The 19959-nt window shown below is 33.6% G+C and carries 12 protein-coding genes; all 12 read left to right on the top strand.

Features of this window, described 5'->3' with window-relative positions; genetic code table 11:
• Position 1 precedes the first annotated feature (1 nt).
• The 12 genes from J1D01_RS06175 to J1D01_RS06120 all read left to right on the top strand — a co-directional run bounded on the left by J1D01_RS06175 (position 2) and on the right by J1D01_RS06120 (position 19933).
• Positions 2 to 2254, top strand: a complete 2253-nt coding sequence (locus J1D01_RS06175) for a GH92 family glycosyl hydrolase (RefSeq protein WP_421150191.1) — start codon at positions 2 to 4, stop codon at positions 2252 to 2254.
• Positions 2254 to 4200 (top strand): sodium:solute symporter family protein, encoded by a 1947-nt coding sequence (locus J1D01_RS06170; RefSeq protein WP_421150190.1) that lies wholly within the window; start codon positions 2254 to 2256, stop codon positions 4198 to 4200. The genes J1D01_RS06175 and J1D01_RS06170 overlap by 1 nt, the downstream gene beginning before the upstream one ends.
• Entirely contained in the window at positions 4172 to 5140 is a 969-nt protein-coding gene (locus J1D01_RS06165; protein WP_421150189.1) for a glycosidase, read from the top strand. The genes J1D01_RS06170 and J1D01_RS06165 overlap by 29 nt, the downstream gene beginning before the upstream one ends.
• A gap of 6 nt (positions 5141 to 5146) precedes the next feature.
• Positions 5147 to 6217 carry a carbohydrate-binding family 9-like protein gene (locus J1D01_RS06160; RefSeq protein ID WP_421150188.1) on the top strand — a complete coding sequence of 357 codons (1071 nt, stop codon included), beginning with the start codon at positions 5147 to 5149 and terminating at the stop codon, positions 6215 to 6217.
• 13 nt (positions 6218 to 6230) lie between these two features.
• On the top strand, positions 6231 to 7346 hold the full coding sequence (locus J1D01_RS06155; RefSeq protein WP_421150187.1) for a family 10 glycosylhydrolase: 1116 nt from the start codon (positions 6231 to 6233) through the stop codon (positions 7344 to 7346).
• Positions 7347 to 7358: 12 nt separating this feature from the next.
• The gene (locus J1D01_RS06150; protein ID WP_372937346.1) at positions 7359 to 8369 is read left to right on the top strand and encodes an isoaspartyl peptidase/L-asparaginase family protein; all 1011 of its coding nucleotides are present in this window, start codon (positions 7359 to 7361) and stop codon (positions 8367 to 8369) included.
• Between the two features lie 9 nt (positions 8370 to 8378).
• Complete coding sequence (locus tag J1D01_RS06145; protein ID WP_421150186.1) at positions 8379 to 10715, top strand: family 20 glycosylhydrolase; 2337 nt, start codon at positions 8379 to 8381, stop codon at positions 10713 to 10715.
• A gap of 13 nt (positions 10716 to 10728) precedes the next feature.
• Entirely contained in the window at positions 10729 to 12960 is a 2232-nt protein-coding gene (locus tag J1D01_RS06140; RefSeq protein WP_421150185.1) for a GH92 family glycosyl hydrolase, read from the top strand.
• Positions 12957 to 14135, top strand: a complete 1179-nt coding sequence (locus J1D01_RS06135; protein WP_421150184.1) for a PNGase F N-terminal domain-containing protein — start codon at positions 12957 to 12959, stop codon at positions 14133 to 14135. The genes J1D01_RS06140 and J1D01_RS06135 overlap by 4 nt, the downstream gene beginning before the upstream one ends.
• Before the next feature lie 347 nt (positions 14136 to 14482).
• Positions 14483 to 16039 carry a sulfatase gene (locus tag J1D01_RS06130; RefSeq protein WP_421150183.1) on the top strand — a complete coding sequence of 519 codons (1557 nt, stop codon included), beginning with the start codon at positions 14483 to 14485 and terminating at the stop codon, positions 16037 to 16039.
• Between the two features lie 21 nt (positions 16040 to 16060).
• A complete protein-coding gene (locus tag J1D01_RS06125; RefSeq protein ID WP_421150182.1) occupies positions 16061 to 18361 on the top strand; it encodes a DUF5703 domain-containing protein in 2301 nt (766 codons plus the stop codon).
• A 36-nt stretch (positions 18362 to 18397) separates the two neighbouring features.
• On the top strand, positions 18398 to 19933 hold the full coding sequence (locus J1D01_RS06120) for a sulfatase-like hydrolase/transferase (RefSeq protein WP_372938155.1): 1536 nt from the start codon (positions 18398 to 18400) through the stop codon (positions 19931 to 19933).
• The last annotated feature ends 26 nt before the right edge of the window (positions 19934 to 19959 follow it).

The raw sequence follows: 19959 nt of genomic DNA, 5'->3' as shown, positions 1-19959 counted from the left end.
CATGAAAAAAACAACACTACTCATTTTACTGGTAGTTTTTGTGGTTAGCTGCAACAAAAATATTAGTAAAAACAACAATAAAAAACAGTTTTTAACAAATTATGTAGACCCTTTTATTGGTACAGGCGGGCATGGGCATACATATCCAGGAGCTACCGTTCCCTTTGGTATGTTGCAAGTAACTCCTGTTAATGGTATAAGTAGTTGGGATTGGTGTTCTGGATATCATTACTCAGATTCTATTGCTGTTGGTTTTAGTCATTTAGCTTTAAGTGGTACAGGAATAGGTGATTTAGCAGATGTGTTAATTATGCCCATAAATAAAGAAGTAGATATTTCTAAAATGCCAAAATCTAGAGATTCTTTAACTTATAAGTCTTCTTATAGTCATAATAACGAAAATGCTTCTCCAGGGTATTATCAAGTGTTTCTAGATGATTGTAATGTAAATGTAGAGCTAACCACTTCTAAACGAACAGCCTATCATAAATATACGTTTAAAAAGAACGATCAACAATCGGTAGTTATAGATTTAGGTTTTGCAATTAACTGGGATAAAGCTACGAGTTCTTCATTGCAAATAGAAGATGATTATACTATTACAGGGCATAGATTTAGTAAAGGTTGGGCTAAAAACCAAAAAGTATTTTTTGTAGCTAAGTTTTCTAAACCAATAATAGATTATCAATTAGCAGCAGATAATAATAAAGTAAGCTCTCAAAAAACAGTGGGTACTAAAACGGCAGCTCAAATATTTTTTGATAACGTTGAAAATTCAGAATTAAAAGTAAAAGTTGCATTATCATCTGTAAGTATAAAAAATGCAAAAGAAAATTTAGAGGAAGGATTTGAATTTGAATCAGTAAAGGCTAAAGCAAGTGCATCATGGGAAGATGTGTTGTCTAAAATTAGTATTGAAACAAAAACAGATTCGCTAAAAACCATCTTTTACACAGCAATGTACCATGCTCATGTAGCGCCAGTTACTTTTAGCGATAAAAATGGTGAGTATAGAAAAGAGAATGACACTATTGAAACTGCTACAAATTTCACAGCATATTCCACACTTTCGCTATGGGATACTTTTAGAGCAGAACACCCATTATTAACGCTTACTTCTCCAGATAAAGTTTCAGACATCATCAATTCTATGCTGTCATATTATCAAACAAAAAAAATACTTCCTGTTTGGACACTTTATGCAAATGAAACAAACACCATGACAGGGTATCATTCTATACCAGTAATAGCAGAAGCTTACTTAAAAGGAATTACAGGTTTTGATGCAGAAAAAGCTTATGAAGCAATGAAAACCACTATGATGCAAGATGAGCGAGGGCTTAGTCATTATAAAAAATACGGTTATATACCTTATAACTTATTAGATGAATCGGTTACCATTACACTAGAGTATGCTTATGATGATTGGTGTGTTGCACAAATGGCAAAGGCTTTAGGTAAAACAGATGATTATAAATTCTTTTTAAAGCGCTCTAAAGCCTATACGCATTTATTTGATGCAGAAACAGGATTTATGCGTGGCAAGTTTGAAGATGGTAAATCTTGGAATGAGCCATTCGACCCTAAATATTCTAACCATAGAGAACATACCGATTATACCGAAGGTAATGCGTGGCAACACAGCTGGTTTACACCTCATGCAGTTGAAGACTTAGCCAAATTACATGGCGGAAATGAGATATTTACACAAAGGCTAGAACAGTTGTTTACCGAAAGTTCTGAAATTACAGGTAGTAACGTTTCGGCAGATATTTCTGGGCTCATAGGGCAATACGCTCATGGTAACGAGCCTAGTCACCATATTGCTTTTATGTTTAATCATGCTAATAAACCTTGGCGAACCCAATATTGGTCACGTTACATTTTAGATACGCAATACAACACAACACCAAATGGATTAAGTGGTAATGAAGACTGTGGACAAATGAGTGCGTGGTATGTGTTAAGTTCTATTGGTCTGTATCCAATGAATCCAGCTTCTACTCAGTATGAAATTGGAAGTCCAATTTTTGAATCATCAAGTATAAATCTACCCAATGGAAAAACCTTCATTATTAAAGCAGAAAATGTCTCTAAAGAAAACATATACATTCAATCTGCAACATTAAATAATGAACCGTTTAATGAAACAAATATTTCTCATGAAACCATTTTAAAAGGAGGAACACTTCAATTTTTTATGGGAAATACACCTAATAAAAAATGGGGAACAGCTAAAAACTCAAATAACTAATGGATATTATAGACGTATTAATAATAGTACTGTATGTAGTATTAACTTTAGGAGTTGGTATTTGGGTATCCAAACGCGCCTCAAAAGGATTAAACTCGTACTTTTTAGGAGGTAAAAGTATAAAATGGTATTATTTGGGTTTAAGTAATGGTTCTGGTATGTTTGATGTTTCTGGAACTGCGTGGATGGTTGGTCTCTTGTTTTTATACGGAGCTAAGAGTTTTATGTTCATGTGGATGTGGCCTATTTGGAACCAAATTTTTATCATGGTATTTCTGGCAATTTGGATTAGACGTTCCAATATCATGACAGGCTCAGAATGGATTTTAACCCGTTTTGGAGATGACAGAGCAGGTAGAGCATCACATTTAATTGTAGCTATATTTGCTATAGTAGCATCGGTTGGATTTATCGCTTATTTTTTTGAAGGAGTAGGTAAATTTATGACCATAATTTTGCCCTGGGATTTAAGCTTCATATTCAATGGTAGCGAACTCTTAACATCAAGTCAAAGTTATGCGCTAATCATAATTTTTCTTACTACAATTTACACCATAAAAGGCGGTATGTTTTCGGTAGTAGCTACCGAAGTGTTGCAGTATGGCATTATGGTTATAGCAGGAATTTTAATTGCAATTTATGCTTTTATAACAGTTTCTGATGTTGAAATAAATAACGTAATTTCAACAGAATGGAGTACAATTTTCTTTGGAAATACATTAGAAGGTACATGGACAGGAAAATTTGAAGCATTTAATAATTTAGTAGATACACAAGGTTACAAAATGTTTGGAGCCTTTATAGGTATGTGTTTGTTTAAAGGCTTTTTTGCTAGTGTTGCAGGTCCTACACCAAGCTATGATATGCAGCGTATTTTATCAACCCGTTCTGTAAAAGAAGCTGCTTATATGAGCGGATTTACAAATTTAATCTTGTTCATTCCTCGTTATTTATTAATAGGAGGTATTGTTGTTTTGGCATTAGTGTTTATTGCCCCAGAGCTAGCAGTATCACCTACTTTAAATCTTGGCGATTTAGAAATAATTTTACCTAATGTTATTAATTATCATGTACCCGTAGGTATAAAAGGATTATTACTTGCAGGTTTATTGGCAGCATTTATGTCTACTTTTTCGGCATTTGTTAACTCTGGCCCTGCATATATTGTAAATGATATTTATAAGAAATATTTTAAAAATAATGCAGAACCCAAGCACTACATAAGAGCAAGTCATTTAGCTTCTTTTGGGGTAGTAACGCTTGGTGTTATTATGGGCTTTTTTGCTGAATCTATTAATGCAATAACACTTTGGATTACCAGTGCGCTGTACGGAGGTTATGTGGCGGCAAATTTTTTAAAATGGATTTGGTGGCGATTTAATGGATGGGGGTATTTTTGGGGAATGACTTCAGGGTTGTTTATTGCTACATTACAATTTATTTTAGATCAAAATAAAGATAATTTTGAAGTCGGTTCTTGGTTTTACAACGTGTCTCAAATATCTGCCATTTATATGTTCCCTATTATATTTTTTGTATCCTTATCAGGTTCTTTTTTAGGAACTTGGTTTACGCCTGCAACCTCAATGAAAACATTAAAGGCTTTCTACAAAAACGTAAGACCTTGGGGCTGGTGGAATCCGGTATTTCAAGCATTGAAAGAGGATGATAAAAATATTTCAAAAAACAATAATTTTGGAATGGATATGTTAAACTGTGCTATTGGTATTGTTTGGCAGTCTAGCATGATTTTGTTGCCTATTTATTTTATGATTAGAGATTACCCTAAAATGTGGATAACACTTATAATTTTTATTATAACAAGCATAATTTTAAAATTCACTTGGTTAAATAAAGTTCGTAACTTATCCGAGGAAGAAGATTTACAAAAACTCAAAATATATTCAAAAGTTGAAGATGAAGAAAACCATACCATGGCAGGATAAACCAGAAAATTGTAACGATGTTATGTGGCGTTATAGCGAAAACCCTATAATAGATAGGTATGCTATACCAACATCAAACAGTGTTTTTAATAGTGCCGTAGTGCCTTTTAAAGATGGTTTTGCAGGTGTTTTTAGATGTGATAATAAAGCAGTGCAAATGAATATTTTTGCAGGCTTTAGTAAAGATGGTATCAATTGGGATATCGAGCATGAACCTATTGTATTCCAAGAAGGAAATACAAACATGATTGAATCTGCCTATAAATACGACCCACGCGTTGTGTTTATTGAAGATAGATATTGGATAACTTGGTGTAACGGTTATCATGGGCCAACGATTGGTATTGGGTATACTTTCGATTTCAAAGAGTTTTTTCAATGCGAAAATGCATTTTTACCATTTAACAGAAATGGTGTGTTGTTTCCAAAAAAAATAAATGGAAAATATGCCATGTTAAGTAGACCAAGCGATAACGGACATACACCTTTTGGAGATATTTACATAAGCTACAGCCCAGATATGAAATATTGGGGAGAACACCGTTGTGTAATGAAAGCGGCTAATTTTGAAGATAGTGCTTGGCAATGCACAAAAATAGGGGCAGGACCTATTCCTATTTTAACAAATGAAGGGTGGTTAATGTTATATCATGGAGTAATAAATACCTGCAACGGTTTTAGATACGCTATGGGCGCAGCACTTTTAGATGAAAATGAACCCGATAAAGTAAAATACAGAACGCAACCTTATTTATTAGGTCCGGCAGTAAATTACGAGCAAAATGGCGATGTACCTAACGTTGTTTTTCCTTGTGCAGCATTGCATGATGAAAAAGAAGATAAGTTAGCGGTTTATTACGGAGCTGCAGATACTGTGGTAGCCATGGCATTCGGTAAACTAAGTGAGGTGGTTGCCTTTACAAAAAACAATAGTTTATAATATTAAATGAAGTTAAAAAAGCACATATTCGTTTTAATTCTTGGTGTAGTGTCTGCTTTAGGTTGTTCGCAAAGTAAAGAAAACAAGGCACCAAAAAGTTATATTGCTTATAAAACGAGCACACCAATACAAATTGATGGTGAAGCTAATGATGCTGCTTGGAGTAAGGTAGACTGGAGCGATACTTTTATTGATATTGAAGGTGTTAAACAGCCAAAATATAAAACAAAAGTTAAAATGTTGTGGGACGATAAGTACTATTATATTTTAGCACAGCTCGAAGAACCTCATGTATGGGCAACGTTAACTAAAAGAGATACTATAATTTTTCATAATAATGATTTTGAGGTGTTTATAGATCCAGATGGCGATACTCATAATTATTACGAATTAGAGATTAACGCATTAAACACAGCTTGGGATTTATTTGTTAGTCAACCTTACAGAAAAAATAATGTGGTTTTAAACGATTGGAATATAACTGGTTTAAAATCGGCTGTTAAAGTTAACGGAACACTAAACAATCCTAAAGATATAGATGAAGGTTGGGTGTTAGAACTTGCTATTCCTTGGAAGGCTTATAAAAAAGGCTATTTTCATAAAAACGTTCCAACAGATTCTTATTGGCGAGTTAACTTTTCAAGAGTTAATTGGGATTACCAAATTAAAGATGGTAAGTACGAAAGAAAACGTGACGAGAAAGGGAAATTGTTACACGAATACAATTGGGTTTGGTCGCCAATGGGAGTAATTAACATGCATGAACCAGAAAAATGGGGTTATGTATATTTTTCATCAAAAGAAGTGGGAGCTAAAGATGTATTCAATATAGCTTCAGATGAAAAAATTAAGTGGGAATTGTATAGTATGTATAGAAAGCAAATCGCACATTTTAAAAAAAACAGCACATATTTTAAATCTATTGATAGTTTAACTCAAAAAGGTATAAAAATTGATGATAAGGCGGTGGTTCCAAAATTAGAGAATCATAGTACAGGTTTTAACCTTTCAATTGTTAGTCCTTTTTCAGGAAAAACATTAATAGTAAATCAAAACGGAAAATTTATAACCAAATAATAAAATTAACCCTATGAAACTTAAAATAGCACTTTTTGGATTGGTACTTTCATTAGTATCATGCAATCAAGCTACTAAAGAAACCGCTTCAGAAGAACCTGTTGCTACAAATAAAGAAGAAACTACTAAAACTTTTAAGTATTGGAACTGGATGTCGGTTGGTCATAAAAAATCAGATTCAGCGTACACGGCACACTTCAATAAATTAAAAAGTAAAGGTATTGATGCTGTTTTATTAAACACAGGAGCAGATCCAGGTTTATTAAAACGTTTAACGCCTTTAGCAACAGCAGCAGGATTAGAAGTACACGCGTGGATGTTTACTACAAACAGACCAGGAGATTCTATAGCGCAACAACATCCAGATTGGTACATGGTAAGCCGCAGTGGTAAATCTTGTTTTAAAAAGGAAGAAAGACCATATGTTGGGTATTACCAATGGTTATCACCAAGTCACCCAGAAGCCAGAAAGCACATTTTAAGTCTTGTTGAAGGTTTAGCAAAAGTAGAAGGTGTTGCTAGTGTACATTTAGATTATATACGTTATCCAGATGTATATTTACCAATTGGTTTATTACCAAAATATGATTTAAAACAAGAAGAAGAATTACCTGATTACGATTTCGATTATTCTGATGCTAGTGTAAATAAGTTTATGGCTTTACATCATAAAGATCCTCGTAAAATGGAAAACCCAGCTATCGATATTGAGTGGAAAAACTTCCGTTTGAACGAAATTCGTTCCTTAGTTAACGAAGCTTACGACATTGTACATAAACATGATAAGAAATTAAGTGCAGCAGTGTTTCCTTATCCTGAAATGGCAGATCACATGGTACGTCAGCGTTGGGATAAATGGAATATTGATATGGTTTTACCAATGATTTATTACAACTTCTACAACGAAGAATTAGATTGGATTGGTTATGCTACAAAACAAGGAGTAGAAGATTTAAAAGGTAAACCAGTTGAGTTACATACCGGACTATATACACCAAAACTAACGCCAGAAGATTTAAAACAAGCCATTCAATACGCTAAAGATAATGGCGCAAGTGGGGTAGCATTTTTTGATGATTATCATATGACTGATGAGCAATTCGAAATTATAAAAGCTTCAAAAGAATAAAGTCTATTTATCATGTCTAGTAGAAGAAAATTTATTAAAAATACGGCCTTAGGAACTGTTGGTTTAAGTGCTTTGTTAAGTAGTTTTTCAGCTTCCGCGGAAGCTAATAAAAACACTTCAAAAGCAAAACCAGTAAAAAAACCTTTGGTAATTTCTACATGGAGACATGGTTTAGCAGCAAACGAAGAAGCCTGGAAACAGTTAAACAATGGTGCAGCACCTTTAGATGCTATTGTTGCCGGTGTAGGTGTTCCAGAAGCCGATCCAAATGTACGTAGTGTTGGTTACGGTGGATTACCAGACCGTGAAGGTAAAGTAACGCTTGATGCTTGTATAATGGACAAGAATAGCGATTGCGGTTCGGTGTCTTTTTTACAAGGCATAAAACACCCAATAGCAGTGGCAAAAAAAGTTTTAGATGAAACGCCACACGTTATGCTTACCGGTAAAGGCGCCTTACAATTTGCTTTAGAAAAAGGGTTTAAAGAAGAAAATTTACTAACCGAAAAATCTAAAGAATCTTGGAAAAAATGGTTAGAAAAATCGAAATATCAACCTGTAATAAATATTGAAAATCACGATACCATAAGTATGTTGGTTTTAGATGAAGAAGGCAATCTTTCTGGTGGTTGTACTACCAGTGGAGCGGCTTGGAAATTACATGGTAGAGTAGGTGATTCTCCAATTATTGGAGCTGGCTTATTTTTAGATAATGAAGTTGGTGCAGCTGCAGCAACCGGTTTAGGAGAAGCTGTAATACGAACTGCCGGAAGTGCCATGGTTGTAGAGTTAATGCGTCAAGGAAAATCGCCTTACGAGGCTTGTAAAGAAATTGTAGAACGCATTTACAACAAGCATAAAAACCATAAAGATATGGCCTATTTACAAGTTGGTTTTATTGCGGTTAATAAAAAAGGTGAACATGCCGGTTATAGTATAAGGCCCGGTTTTAACTATGCCGTTTACGATAAAGAAAACGGTAATCGTATGGAAGATGCAGGATTTAAAATAAAGAAAAAATAGATTTATTTAGTGAAAAAAGCATCACATATATCATTTTTTATTCTACTTATCACAGGTATACTAATAAACTCATGCCAAGAAAAATCAGCTAAGGTTTATACGGAAGCCGATGTAAATATTATTCCCAAAGTTGCACATTTAAATATTACAGAAGGTGTTTTTCGGTTTAATGAAAACACCGTGTTTGTTGTGTCGAATGACGAACAAAAACAGGCTGTTAAACTACTTATCGATAAATTTAAAAATGCTGCCAATTGGGATTTAAAAATTACAACAAAAACACCCACTTCAAATTACATTTCATTAGAAACAGATAACAGTTTAGAACAAGAAGCATATACAATTAATGCAAGCACAAACCATGTTGTTGTAAAAGCGTCAAGTACTTCAGGGTTTTTATACGCTATTCAAAGTTTAAGACAGTTGCTACCTGTTGAAATAGAAAGTGATACGCTTATTAAAAACATCGATTGGGAAATTCCAAATGTTCAAATTGCCGACAGTCCACGCTTTAAGTGGCGCGGATTAATGCTAGACTTATCGCGTCATTTCTTTGGTAAAAATTATATTAAAGAAACTATTGATATGTTGGCATTGCACAAAATGAATATTTTGCATTTGCATTTAGTTGATGACCAGGGCTGGCGTATAGAGATTAAAAAATACCCAAAATTAACCGAAGTAGGTGCGTGGAGAGTAGATCAAGAACATTTACCTTGGAATGCGAGAAAAGATAATAATCCTGATGAAAAAGGAACTTACGGCGGTTTTTTAACTCAAAAAGAATTAAAAGAAATTGTAGCCTACGCCGCTACAAAAGGTGTTGAGGTTATACCAGAAATAGAAATGCCTGCGCATGTGTCGAGTGCAATTGCAGCGTATCCGGAGTTATCTTGTCATGGCGAGCAAATTGCGGTGCCTTCTGGAGCCTTATGGCCTATAACTGATATTTACTGTGTAGGAAAAGAATCTACTTTTGAATTCCTAGAAAATGTACTGTTAGAGGTAATGGATATATTTCCTTCTAAATACATTCATATTGGTGGTGATGAAGCTACTAAAACTAATTGGGAAGTTTGCCCACACTGTAAAAAAAGAATTGCAGTAGAAAAGCTTGAAAATGTAGAAGAATTACAGAGCTACTTTATAAAACGAATTGAAAAATTCATCAATTCTAAAGGAAAAAAACTGATTGGTTGGGATGAAATTCTAGAAGGTGGTTTAGCACCAGAAGCTACGGTAATGAGTTGGCGTGGTGTAAAGGGCGGTGTTGAAGCTGCAAAACATGGTAATGATGCTATTATGTCTCCTGTTGGCTATTGCTATTTCGATTATTACCAAGGTACACCAGATTTAGAGCCAAAAGCAGCAGGACCAGTTACTACAGTCAGCAAAGTATATCAATTCGAACCTATTGTTGGAGAACTAACTCAAGAAGAAGAAAAGCATATTTTAGGCGGACAAGCCAATGTTTGGGCAGAACATATTCCTACCGAAGAACATTCGCAATACATGATTTTTCCAAGATTAACTGCTTTATCTGAAGCCCTTTGGAGTCCAAAAGAAAAAAGAAATTGGAATGATTTTTCAGGACGTTTAAAAAGCATCATGAACAGATTTGAATATTTAGATGTAAATTATGCAAAAAGCGCCTATATTATTAATTCTAAGGTAAAAACAGATATTCAGAGTAAATCGGTAGCAATAACATTACAGAATGAATTTCCAGACTCAGATATAAGATATGTTTTAAACGATGCGGATTTAAATTCTGAAGCGATTCCGTTTACTGAACCTATAGTCGTAAATAAAACAACAGTAATTAAAGCGAGTTTATTTGAAGCAGATAAACCAATAAATCATGTGTTTAAAGAAACAATTACGTTTCATAAAGGCGTAGCGAGTAAAGTTGATTATGTAACTAATTATCATGAAAGGTATCAAGGTTCTCAAGCCTTTAATTTAGTAAATACGTTACGTGGTAGTAAAGATTTTCGCGATGGCAGATGGCAAGCTTGGTTAAATAAAGACGCTAAAGTTGTTATAGATTTAGGCGAAGAAAAAAATATAAGCAAAGTAACCATTGGGAGCATGGTAAACCAAAAAAACAGTGTTTATTACCCAACAGAAATAAATGTTTTACTATCTGATGATAACGAAAACTTCACAGAAGTTGGTAAAATTGAAAAACCTTTTAAGGTTTATAACGAACCTAAATTAAAAGATTTTAGTATTGATTTTGAAGCACAAAAAGCCAGATATATAAAGGTAGAGGCTAAAATCAATAAAAGTGATATAAAAGTTAAAGAAGCTTGGATATTTATAGATGAAATTTTAATAGATTAATTATTAGTTTTTAATGAAGTTTAAGTTTTCAATAGTTTTATTTTTAGTTTATTTTATGTTTCGTGTTTCATGCGTAGCATCACAAGAGTGTGCTACGTATGTAAACACTTTTATTGGTACCTCTAATTTTGGGGCAACCTATCCTGGTCCAATAGCACCACGTGGTATGGCAAGCGTATCGCCATTTAATGTTTCAGGAAAACAAAATAAACTAGAAAAAGATAGCCGTTGGTTATCTAACCCTTATGTTTACGAAAACACCTTTTTAACAGGGTTTAGTCAAGTAAATTTAAGTGGTGTTGGTTGTCCAGATTTGGGCGTAATTTTAGTAATGCCAACTACAGGAGAGGTTAAAACCAATCATTTAGAGTATGGCACTACCTATTCAAACGAAATTGGAAAAGCGGGTTATTACAGTAATACACTCGATAAATATAATATTAAAACAGAATTTACAGCATCAACCCGCGTTGGGGTTAATAAATTTACATTTCCAAAAGGTAAATCTAATATCCTAATTAATTTAGGATTAGGCTTAACTAACGAGCAAGGAGCCATGGTACAAGTAGTCTCTCCAACCGAAATTCAAGGTATGCGAAGTGTAGGTTCGTTTTGTTATAACAGTCCAGAAGATGCTTACCCAGTGTATTTTGTGGCTAAATTTTCTAAACCTGCCAAAAAATTTGGAGTTTGGAAAAAACCTGATGTTTACCATGGTGAAGAAGCCAAATGGATGACTTACAACGGTAAAACCAGAATGATGGAACGTAACACAAAAATGGTGGTAGGCGATAGCATTGGTACTTATTTTTCGTATGAATTTGAAAAGGAAGAAACTGTTGAAGTAAAAATTGGCGTATCCTATGTAAGTATTGAAAATGCCAGAGAAAATCTTGAAAAAGAAACAGGCAATAAGTCTTTTGATGATGTATATAAAGAAACATTTAACCAATGGAATAGCCTACTTTCAAGAATAAAAGTAGAAGGCGGTACAGAAGATGATAAAATCAATTTTTATACAGCTTTATACCATACCTTAATTCATCCAAATACGTTAAACGACATTAATGGTGATTATCCAGAAATTAAAACAGGTAAAATAGGAAATACAAAAGGTACACGCTACACAGTATTTTCACTTTGGGATACCTATAGAAACTTACACCAATTAATGTCGTTAGTTTACCCTAAACAACAATCAAACATGGTAAAAAGCATGTTGAATATGTACGATGAAAATGGTTGGTTACCAAAATGGGAATTAAATTCTACCGAAACGTTTACCATGGTTGGAGATCCAGCAAGTATTGTTATTACAGATACTTACATGAAAGGCATACAAGATTTTGATGTAAATAAGGCATACAAAGCAATGCTTAAAAGTGCCACAGCTTTAGAAAACAATCCGTTGCGCCCTGGTTTAAAAAACTATTTAGAAAAAGGCTATTTAGTGGTTGGACAAAGAGGCCCTGTTTCAACTACCCAAGAATACAATGCTGCCGATTATGCTATTGCTGTATTAGCTAAAGAATTGGGTAAAACAGAAGACTATAAGATTTTTAAAAAACGTTCAATTTCTTACAGGAAGTTATACGATAAAAATTATAAATTATTAAGACCCCGAAATGCCGATGGTTCTTTCTATGAACCATTTGACCCCTTAGCAGGTGCAAATTTTGAAGAAAATGTAGGTTACATAGAGGGGAACGCCTATCAGTATGCTTTTATGGCACCTCATGATGTTAAAGGAATGATTAAACTTTATGGAGGCAAAAAGAGTTTTGTAAATGAATTACAAAACGTTTTTGATACTAATCAATTTGATATGGCTAACGAGCCCGATATTGCTTATCCATTTTTATTTAACTACGTAAAAGGAGAAGAATGGCGAACTCAAAAATTGGTTCGAGAATTGGCCAATAAGCATTTTAGAAATAAACCAAACGGTCTTCCAGGTAATGATGATACAGGTACCATGTCGGCGTGGTTGGTGTATAGTATGATGGGCTTTTATCCAGTATCTATTGCAGAACCTACTTATACTATTACAACTCCTGTTTTTGATAAAATTACTATTTCATTAAACGCAGAGTATTACAAAGGAAAAGAGTTGGTTATTGAAAAATCTGGTAATAAAGAAGGGGTAATACATGAAATTCAATTAAATGGCAAACCCCACAAAAGTTACTTTGTTAATCATACAGATTTAGTAAAAGGAACAACACTAAAAATCATTTTAAAATGAAGTTAAGATTAATTGCCTTATTTGTAATATTAAGTGCTAGTCAAAACATAATTTCTCAAAATACTATTGAAAAGGTTGTTTTTAAAAATCAAATTATAAACTTCGGAAAAGAAAATCCAAATCCAGATGTTCAAAGACTTCAAGGAGGAAGAATCGTTTTAAAAAAGATAACCGTTCCTAAATTTCCTAAAGGAACCGATGTTTCTGTAAAGTTAACATTAAAATCAAACGGAGATAAATGGGATAAATCAGGTTCTTGTTTTGTGGTTACAGATCCCAATCAAATCTCTATTATAGATGTTTCTAAAGGAAAGAAAGAATTTCCAAAAGCTTCATATATGAGCGAAAAACATGGGGGTGTATTAGCTACAAAAAATTACAAACCCGTTGTAGAATTATTGCGATTTATGACGCCTTTTGGGGTTGGGTATTATAGTAACAACGAGGCAAAACATAGAAAACCAGTATACATTCCTAAATGGGAAAAAGAAGTAGTTTGGAATCAGGATATTTCAGATTTAGAAAGTCTAGTTACCGGAACATTTTATATTGGTGTTTGGATTGATACATGGACCAAAACGGGATATAAAATAGATTTAAGTCTTATTTATTCTGATAGACCCAGAAAACAAAGAAAAGTAATGCCGCTTGTAAATGCTGTAAGCTATGTTAAAGGGCAATCATTGCCTTATTTTTTTGCAGAAGGGCCTTTAAATTATTCTTTTGAAATTGATAAAAGCCTTAAAAACGTAAAGTTACATTATATAACTACAGGCCACGGAGGCCATAGCGGAGGAGATGAATTTATTAAAATTAAAAACAGTGTGTTTTTTGATAATAAATTGGTTTTAGATACTATTCCGTGGCGTGACGATTGCGCATCTTTTAGACGTTTTAACCCAACTTCTGGTGTTTGGTTAAAGAAAGATTCTACTTATTACAGAGATAGAAAAACAAAAACATATAAGATTAAGGAAATAGAAGAGCGATTAGCATCTTCAGACCTTTCAAGATCAAATTGGTGTCCAGGTTCAAAAGTAGAACCGTTTACGGTAAATTTAGGCAAATTACAATCTGGAAAACATACATTAAGAATTTCTATTCCCGCAACAAAAGCCGAAAAAGGAAAAGCAAATCATTGGTTGGTTTCTGCATACCTAACTTACCAAGATTAACTGTGGATTAGTTTATATATGGTTCTTAACATATGTTTTTATCAGTATTGTTTAACTAAAAATACTTAGGTAAATAAATAACGGTAGTTTCTTTACCAACACCTTTTTAGAGTTGTTATTGGTCGAAGTAATTTTAATCAATGCTATTTTGTGCTTTATTTTATAACAATAAGTTGGGCAGATTTTAGAAAAGAAATAGAATCTTATTTCATTTCTCACTTTGTGTTCAAATAGTTTTTGTGTTACAACCATATTTGTTAAATTATATAATAATGATAGATAAACAATTAAAAATCAAAGTTTTATTTAAAAATAGGGGTCTCAAATTGATTTTTTTAATGCTAGTCATGACTCTTAGTAGTTGTAAGAATAATCAAGAAACCACTAGTACTCAACCAAACATTGTTTTTATAATGAGCGATGACCATGCTTACCAAGCTATTAGTGCTTACGGCCATGGTTTAAATAACACACCAAATATTGATAGAATTGCTAAAGAAGGAGCCATTTTTAATAAAGGTTTTGTAAATAATTCTATTTGTGCTCCAAGTAGAGCCGCCATTCTTACAGGAAAACATAGTTTTAAAAATGGTAAGGTGGATAATTTACAACCATTTAACTGGAATCAAGATAACTTTGCGAAAGCTCTACAAAAAAATGGATACCAAACGGCTTTAGTTGGTAAAATTCATTTAGATGGTTTACCTCAAGGATTCGATTACTCAAACGTACTTCCGGGGCAAGGGCAATACTATTCGCCAGATTTTATAGAAAATGGTGTTAAAAAAACATACCCTGGCTATGTAACTCATGTTACTACAGACATTGCATTAGATTGGTTAAAGAATAAGCGAGAAAAAGACAAACCATTCCTATTAATGTATCACCAAAAAGCACCACACAGAACGTGGATGCCAGAGGAAAAATATTTTACACTTTTAGATTCTGTAAACTTTGAACCACCTGCAAACTTCTTTGATGATTACGAAGATAGACCAGCGGCAGCTTCACAAGAAATGAGCATTTTTAAAGACATGGATCTCGTTTACGATTTAAAAATGTTAGATAAAGATGGAGATATTAAAACGAAATATCGTGGCATGTTCCAAAGAAAATATGATAGAATGACCGATGAACAAAAAGCCGCTTGGGATGCCTATTACGACCCAATTATAGAAGATTTTAAATCTCAAAATTTAGAAGGAAGAGAGCTTGCCGCTTGGAAGTATAACCGATACATGCACGATTATTTAAGAGTTATTCAATCTGTTGATGATGGCGTTGGGCAAGTTTTAGATTATTTAAAAGAAAACGGTTTAGAAGAAAACACTATTGTAGTTTATACATCAGATCAAGGATTTTACTTAGGAGAACACGGTTGGTTCGATAAACGTTTTATGTACGAAGAGTCGTTTAGAACACCAATTTTAATGAAGTACCCTAAAGAAATTAAACCAGGAACTGTAATTGACGAGTTGGTACAAAATATTGATTTCGCTCCTACGTTTTTAGACTATGCAGGTGTAGAGATAGACGAATCAATCCAAGGAGAGTCTCTTAGAGACTTAGTAAAAGGAGAAGCCAGTGAATGGAGAAATGCAATTTATTACACATTCTACGAATACCCTGCAGAGCATAAGGTTAAACGTCACTACGGAGTTAGAACTAATCGTTATAAATTAATCCACTTTTACTATGATATTGATAAATGGGAATTATACGATTTAGAAAAAGACCCATCAGAAATGCATAATGTATATAATAATCTAGAATATGCATCGGTACAAAAAGATATGCATGAACAACTAGAACGTATGAGACAAAAGTACGGTGACAGTGATGCTTTAAATGAAGAAAATTTAAACAGATATTTAAATAAAAAAAACATTAAAAAGAAGCATTAAAAATAGAAGAAAAAATCCCCTATGAAACTTAAATTATCAGTCATATTCATTTGCATTTGTTTAATAAGTGTTAAACTTAACAGTCAAAATTTATCTGTTGATGCGTATAATGTTTCATGGACTGAAAAAAGCAAAATAGCTTCTGATGCTATGCCCCTTGGTAACGGTACTACAGGGGCTTTGGTTTCTGTTTTAGAAAATGGTCATCTTTGGATTTCAGTAAGACATGTTGATGCTTGGTCTGAAGCTCACCGACTATTAAAATTGAGTGATGTTGAAGTAGAAGTAACTCCTAATCCGTTTAAAAACACTTTCAAACAAGAACTTGTTTTAACAGAAAGCGTTATTTATTTAGAAGGGGATAATGGATTTAAGTCTAAAATTTGGATAGACAAGAACAACAATATTATTCATGTTGAAAACAATTCAGATTCAAAATTCAAAATCAATGTCACGCTTCATAATTGGAGAAAAACCCCAAAGTTAATTAACGAAACTAACTTAAAAGGTATTCCTGGTGGCGTTACAGAATCTCCAGATGTTATTGTAAACGGCAATAAAAAAGCCATTACTTGGTATCATAGAAATAGTTCAACAAAAGCCTTTGATTGGACATTAAAAGCATTAGAAATTAAAAACCCAGAAAAGGTTGATAATGTTTTAGAAAATAGAACCTTTGGAGCAACTATTGTTGGAGATAAAATGGTTAATACTTCCGATACAACTTTAGTTTCTAAACCAAGAAAATGCAATCATTTAAAAATTTATACACTTAACAAGCGTGTTAACTCTGCTAAAAAATGGTTAGAGGAATTAAATGCTCAGGTTTCTAAAAAAATCAATTTAAAAACAAATTGGGAAAACCACGTTTCTTGGTGGCAAAATTTTTGGAATAGTAGTTACATTCATTTAAGCGGATTTAAAGAAGCTAAACAAACTAGTGCAGGTTACGCATACACTATGTATTTAAATGCTATGGCAGGCGAAGGCGAATTTCCAATAATCTGGAACGGTTCTATGTTTGCCCCAGATTTAAATGAAGTTTTACAACGCAATCATACCGGTATAAAACACTTTAAAGATAAAGACCATCGTTCTTGGGGTAATTTAATGTTGCATCAAAATGTACGGTTGCCATTTTACTCCATGAATGCTGCCGGACAATTTAAATACACCAATCCTTTTATCAATTTATATATGAGAGGATTCAATTTAATGAAAGAAAACACCAATACTGTTTTTAGACATGAAGGTACGGTAGTTCGCGAATCTACAACACTTTGGGGAGTTATTGCTCCTGGGGTTTATGGTGTTAACAGAGAAGGTTTAGAACCTGGGCAACAACAATCTCAATGGCACCGAACTCATTGGAATGCTGGTTTAGAAGTGGCTTGGTATTTATCAGAGCATTATGATTATACTTTAGACGAAACGTTTGCCAAAGAAAAATTCATCCCTTTTGCTTCAGAAGTGGTTAAGTTTTTTGACTTGCATTGGCCACATAAAGGTGGTAAATTATATTTTCCAGATGTCCATGTTTTAGAAACATTTAGAAAAGCAGATAATCCAATGCCCTTTATTGCAGGATTACGTTCGGTATTGGGCAGGCTCTTAAAACTTCCTGACCATTTAACAACAGAAGCAGATAGAACTTATTGGAAGGAACTATTAGCTAGAGTTCCAGAAATTCCAACCAGAGATAGAAACGGAACAAAAATTTTGGCTAATGCCGAAGTAATAAAATCTAAAAAAGCCAATGTAGAAGTTGCCGAATTGTATTCAGTATTCCCGTATCATTTGTATGGTGTTGGTTTGCCAGATTTAAAAATGGCTCAAGATACCTACAAAAACCGTACAACTTTAGTTGATGATGTTGGTGGTAAAAACCCAAAATGGGCTCCAGGATATCTTCGTGGAGGTTGGCATCCAGAAGCCATTATGGCAGCTATGGTTGGTTTAACCGATTCTGTGCAGAAAGAAGTGGTTTGGGCATTACACCGTCCGGTTCCAGAACAACGTTACCCAGGTTTTTTTATGTCTACACACGATGGTACACCAGATGTACAACACTCATCGGTTGCCGCAACAGCTCTACAACGTATGATTTTACAAAATGTAAACAATAAAATTATACTCTTACCAGCGTTTCCTTCAAACTGGAGTGCTGAGTTTAAGTTGTATGCAAAACAAAATACTATAGTTGAAGGTGAAATAGTTAATGGAGAAATTAAACATTTAAAAGTAACACCCTCAAAGCGTAAAAAGGATGTTGTTATAGGGCAGAAATTAGAAGCTCCAAAACCAGAAATTTGGGAAGATTAATAAAATAATAATTTTAAAATAAGGTTCACAATAAAAATGAGCAATACTAAAAACCTAATCAGAATTTTTGTTTTAATACTTTTTATAGGTGTTAATTCATGTAAAGAAAAAGTAGAAGAAAAAACGGTATCCAAAGAAAAAGAAATGCCAAACATTTTATTTCTTTTCACTGATGATCAACGCAACGGAACCATTAACGAATTGCATAAATACAATGTGCAAACACCAAACATGGATAAGTTAGTTAGAAACGGTACAGCTTTCACAAATTCATATATTTTGGGAGCAACTACAGCCGCTGTTTGTTCGCCTAGTAGAGCTATGTTAATGACAGGGCGCCACTATTTTAATATTGAACCAAATGTTTACGCGCAATTCGCATTTAATAAAGAAGATCAAGGAAAAAGCGATAAATTAACCTTTCCAGAGTATTTTAAAGCCAATGGTTATACCACTTTTGCTACAGGAAAACAACATAACGGAGAGCAGTGGGTAGAACGTGGTTTTAGTACAGTTAAATCTGCTTTTTTAGGTGGAATGACAAGACATTTTGGAACTAAAGTGAAAGATTATTCTCCTGAAACAGGTTGGTCTGAGCCTTATAAAAATGATGAAAAGTTTAGTAGTGAAGTATTTGCTGATGCTGCGGTTGATTTCTTAGATTCTTATAAAAAAGACGATCCATTTTTAATGTATGTTGCTTTTACAGCACCTCACGACCCAAGAACTGCACCACAAGAATATCACGACATGTACCCTGTAGCAGATATTGCGTTACCAGAAAACTTTATGCCTAAGCACCCTTTTGAATTAGCAGACGAAAAAATTCGTGATGAACGCTTAGCACCATTCCCAAGAACTCCTGAAAGAGTTCAAAAAGAAATTTCAGATTATTACGCAATGATTACCGCAACCGATACTCAAATTGGTCGTATTTTAAAAGCTCTTGAAGCTTCAGGAAAAGCCGATAATACAATAATCGTTTTAGCGGGAGATAATGGTTTGGCATTAGGTCAGCATGGTTTGTTAGGAAAACAAAATGTTTATGAGCACAGTGTAAGTGTGCCTATGGTATTTTGTGGCCCCAACATTCCTAAGAATCAAAAAACAAATGCCTTTGCTTATTTGCACGATATTTTTCCAACTTTATGTGGCTTAACAGGTTTAGATATTCCTGAGTCTGTTCAAACAAAAGATTTGACTCCAGTTATTAAAGGAGAAAAAGATGCGGTTAGAGAAAGTATGTTTTACGCGTATAATTCATGGCCTGGTGAAAAAACACGCCCAAACATTAACAATGGTGGTGGGCATAGAGCAGTTCGTAAAGGCGATTTTAAATTAATTGTTAGTGCTAAAAAAGAGGTTTACACCTATCAATTATTTAATTTAAAAAATGACCCTTGGGAACTTGTAAATCTTATAGATGATGAAAATTATAAAGAAGTTAAAGAAGATTTACAACAAGAGCTTGAAAAATTAATTAAAGAAGTTGGTGACCCTGCAGATTTAACAAAACGTGAATTCGGTCTTTTCGATAATCCAGAAGCATATAACTTTAAAACAAAAAAATAATAATATATCCCTTTGAACAAGATGAA

This window comes from Seonamhaeicola sp. NFXS20, assembly GCF_049132085.1.
Taxonomy (GTDB): domain Bacteria; phylum Bacteroidota; class Bacteroidia; order Flavobacteriales; family Flavobacteriaceae; genus Seonamhaeicola.
This window is presented reverse-complemented; position numbering and strand designations above follow the sequence as displayed.

What these genes read in the sequence shown, in the direction of transcription:
- J1D01_RS06165 (WP_421150189.1), top strand. Translation starts at nt 4,172, where the DNA reads ATGAAGAAAACCATACCATGGCAGGATAAACCAGAAAATTGTAACGAT.
- J1D01_RS06160 (WP_421150188.1), top strand. Translation starts at nt 5,147, where the DNA reads ATGAAGTTAAAAAAGCACATATTCGTTTTAATTCTTGGTGTAGTGTCT.
- J1D01_RS06150 (WP_372937346.1), top strand. Translation starts at nt 7,359, where the DNA reads ATGTCTAGTAGAAGAAAATTTATTAAAAATACGGCCTTAGGAACTGTT.
- J1D01_RS06130 (WP_421150183.1), top strand. Translation starts at nt 14,483, where the DNA reads ATGACTCTTAGTAGTTGTAAGAATAATCAAGAAACCACTAGTACTCAA.
- J1D01_RS06170 (WP_421150190.1), top strand. Translation starts at nt 2,254, where the DNA reads ATGGATATTATAGACGTATTAATAATAGTACTGTATGTAGTATTAACT.
- J1D01_RS06120 (WP_372938155.1), top strand. Translation starts at nt 18,398, where the DNA reads ATGAGCAATACTAAAAACCTAATCAGAATTTTTGTTTTAATACTTTTT.
- J1D01_RS06175 (WP_421150191.1), top strand. Translation starts at nt 2, where the DNA reads ATGAAAAAAACAACACTACTCATTTTACTGGTAGTTTTTGTGGTTAGC.
- J1D01_RS06140 (WP_421150185.1), top strand. Translation starts at nt 10,729, where the DNA reads ATGAAGTTTAAGTTTTCAATAGTTTTATTTTTAGTTTATTTTATGTTT.
- J1D01_RS06125 (WP_421150182.1), top strand. Translation starts at nt 16,061, where the DNA reads ATGAAACTTAAATTATCAGTCATATTCATTTGCATTTGTTTAATAAGT.
- J1D01_RS06135 (WP_421150184.1), top strand. Translation starts at nt 12,957, where the DNA reads ATGAAGTTAAGATTAATTGCCTTATTTGTAATATTAAGTGCTAGTCAA.
- J1D01_RS06155 (WP_421150187.1), top strand. Translation starts at nt 6,231, where the DNA reads ATGAAACTTAAAATAGCACTTTTTGGATTGGTACTTTCATTAGTATCA.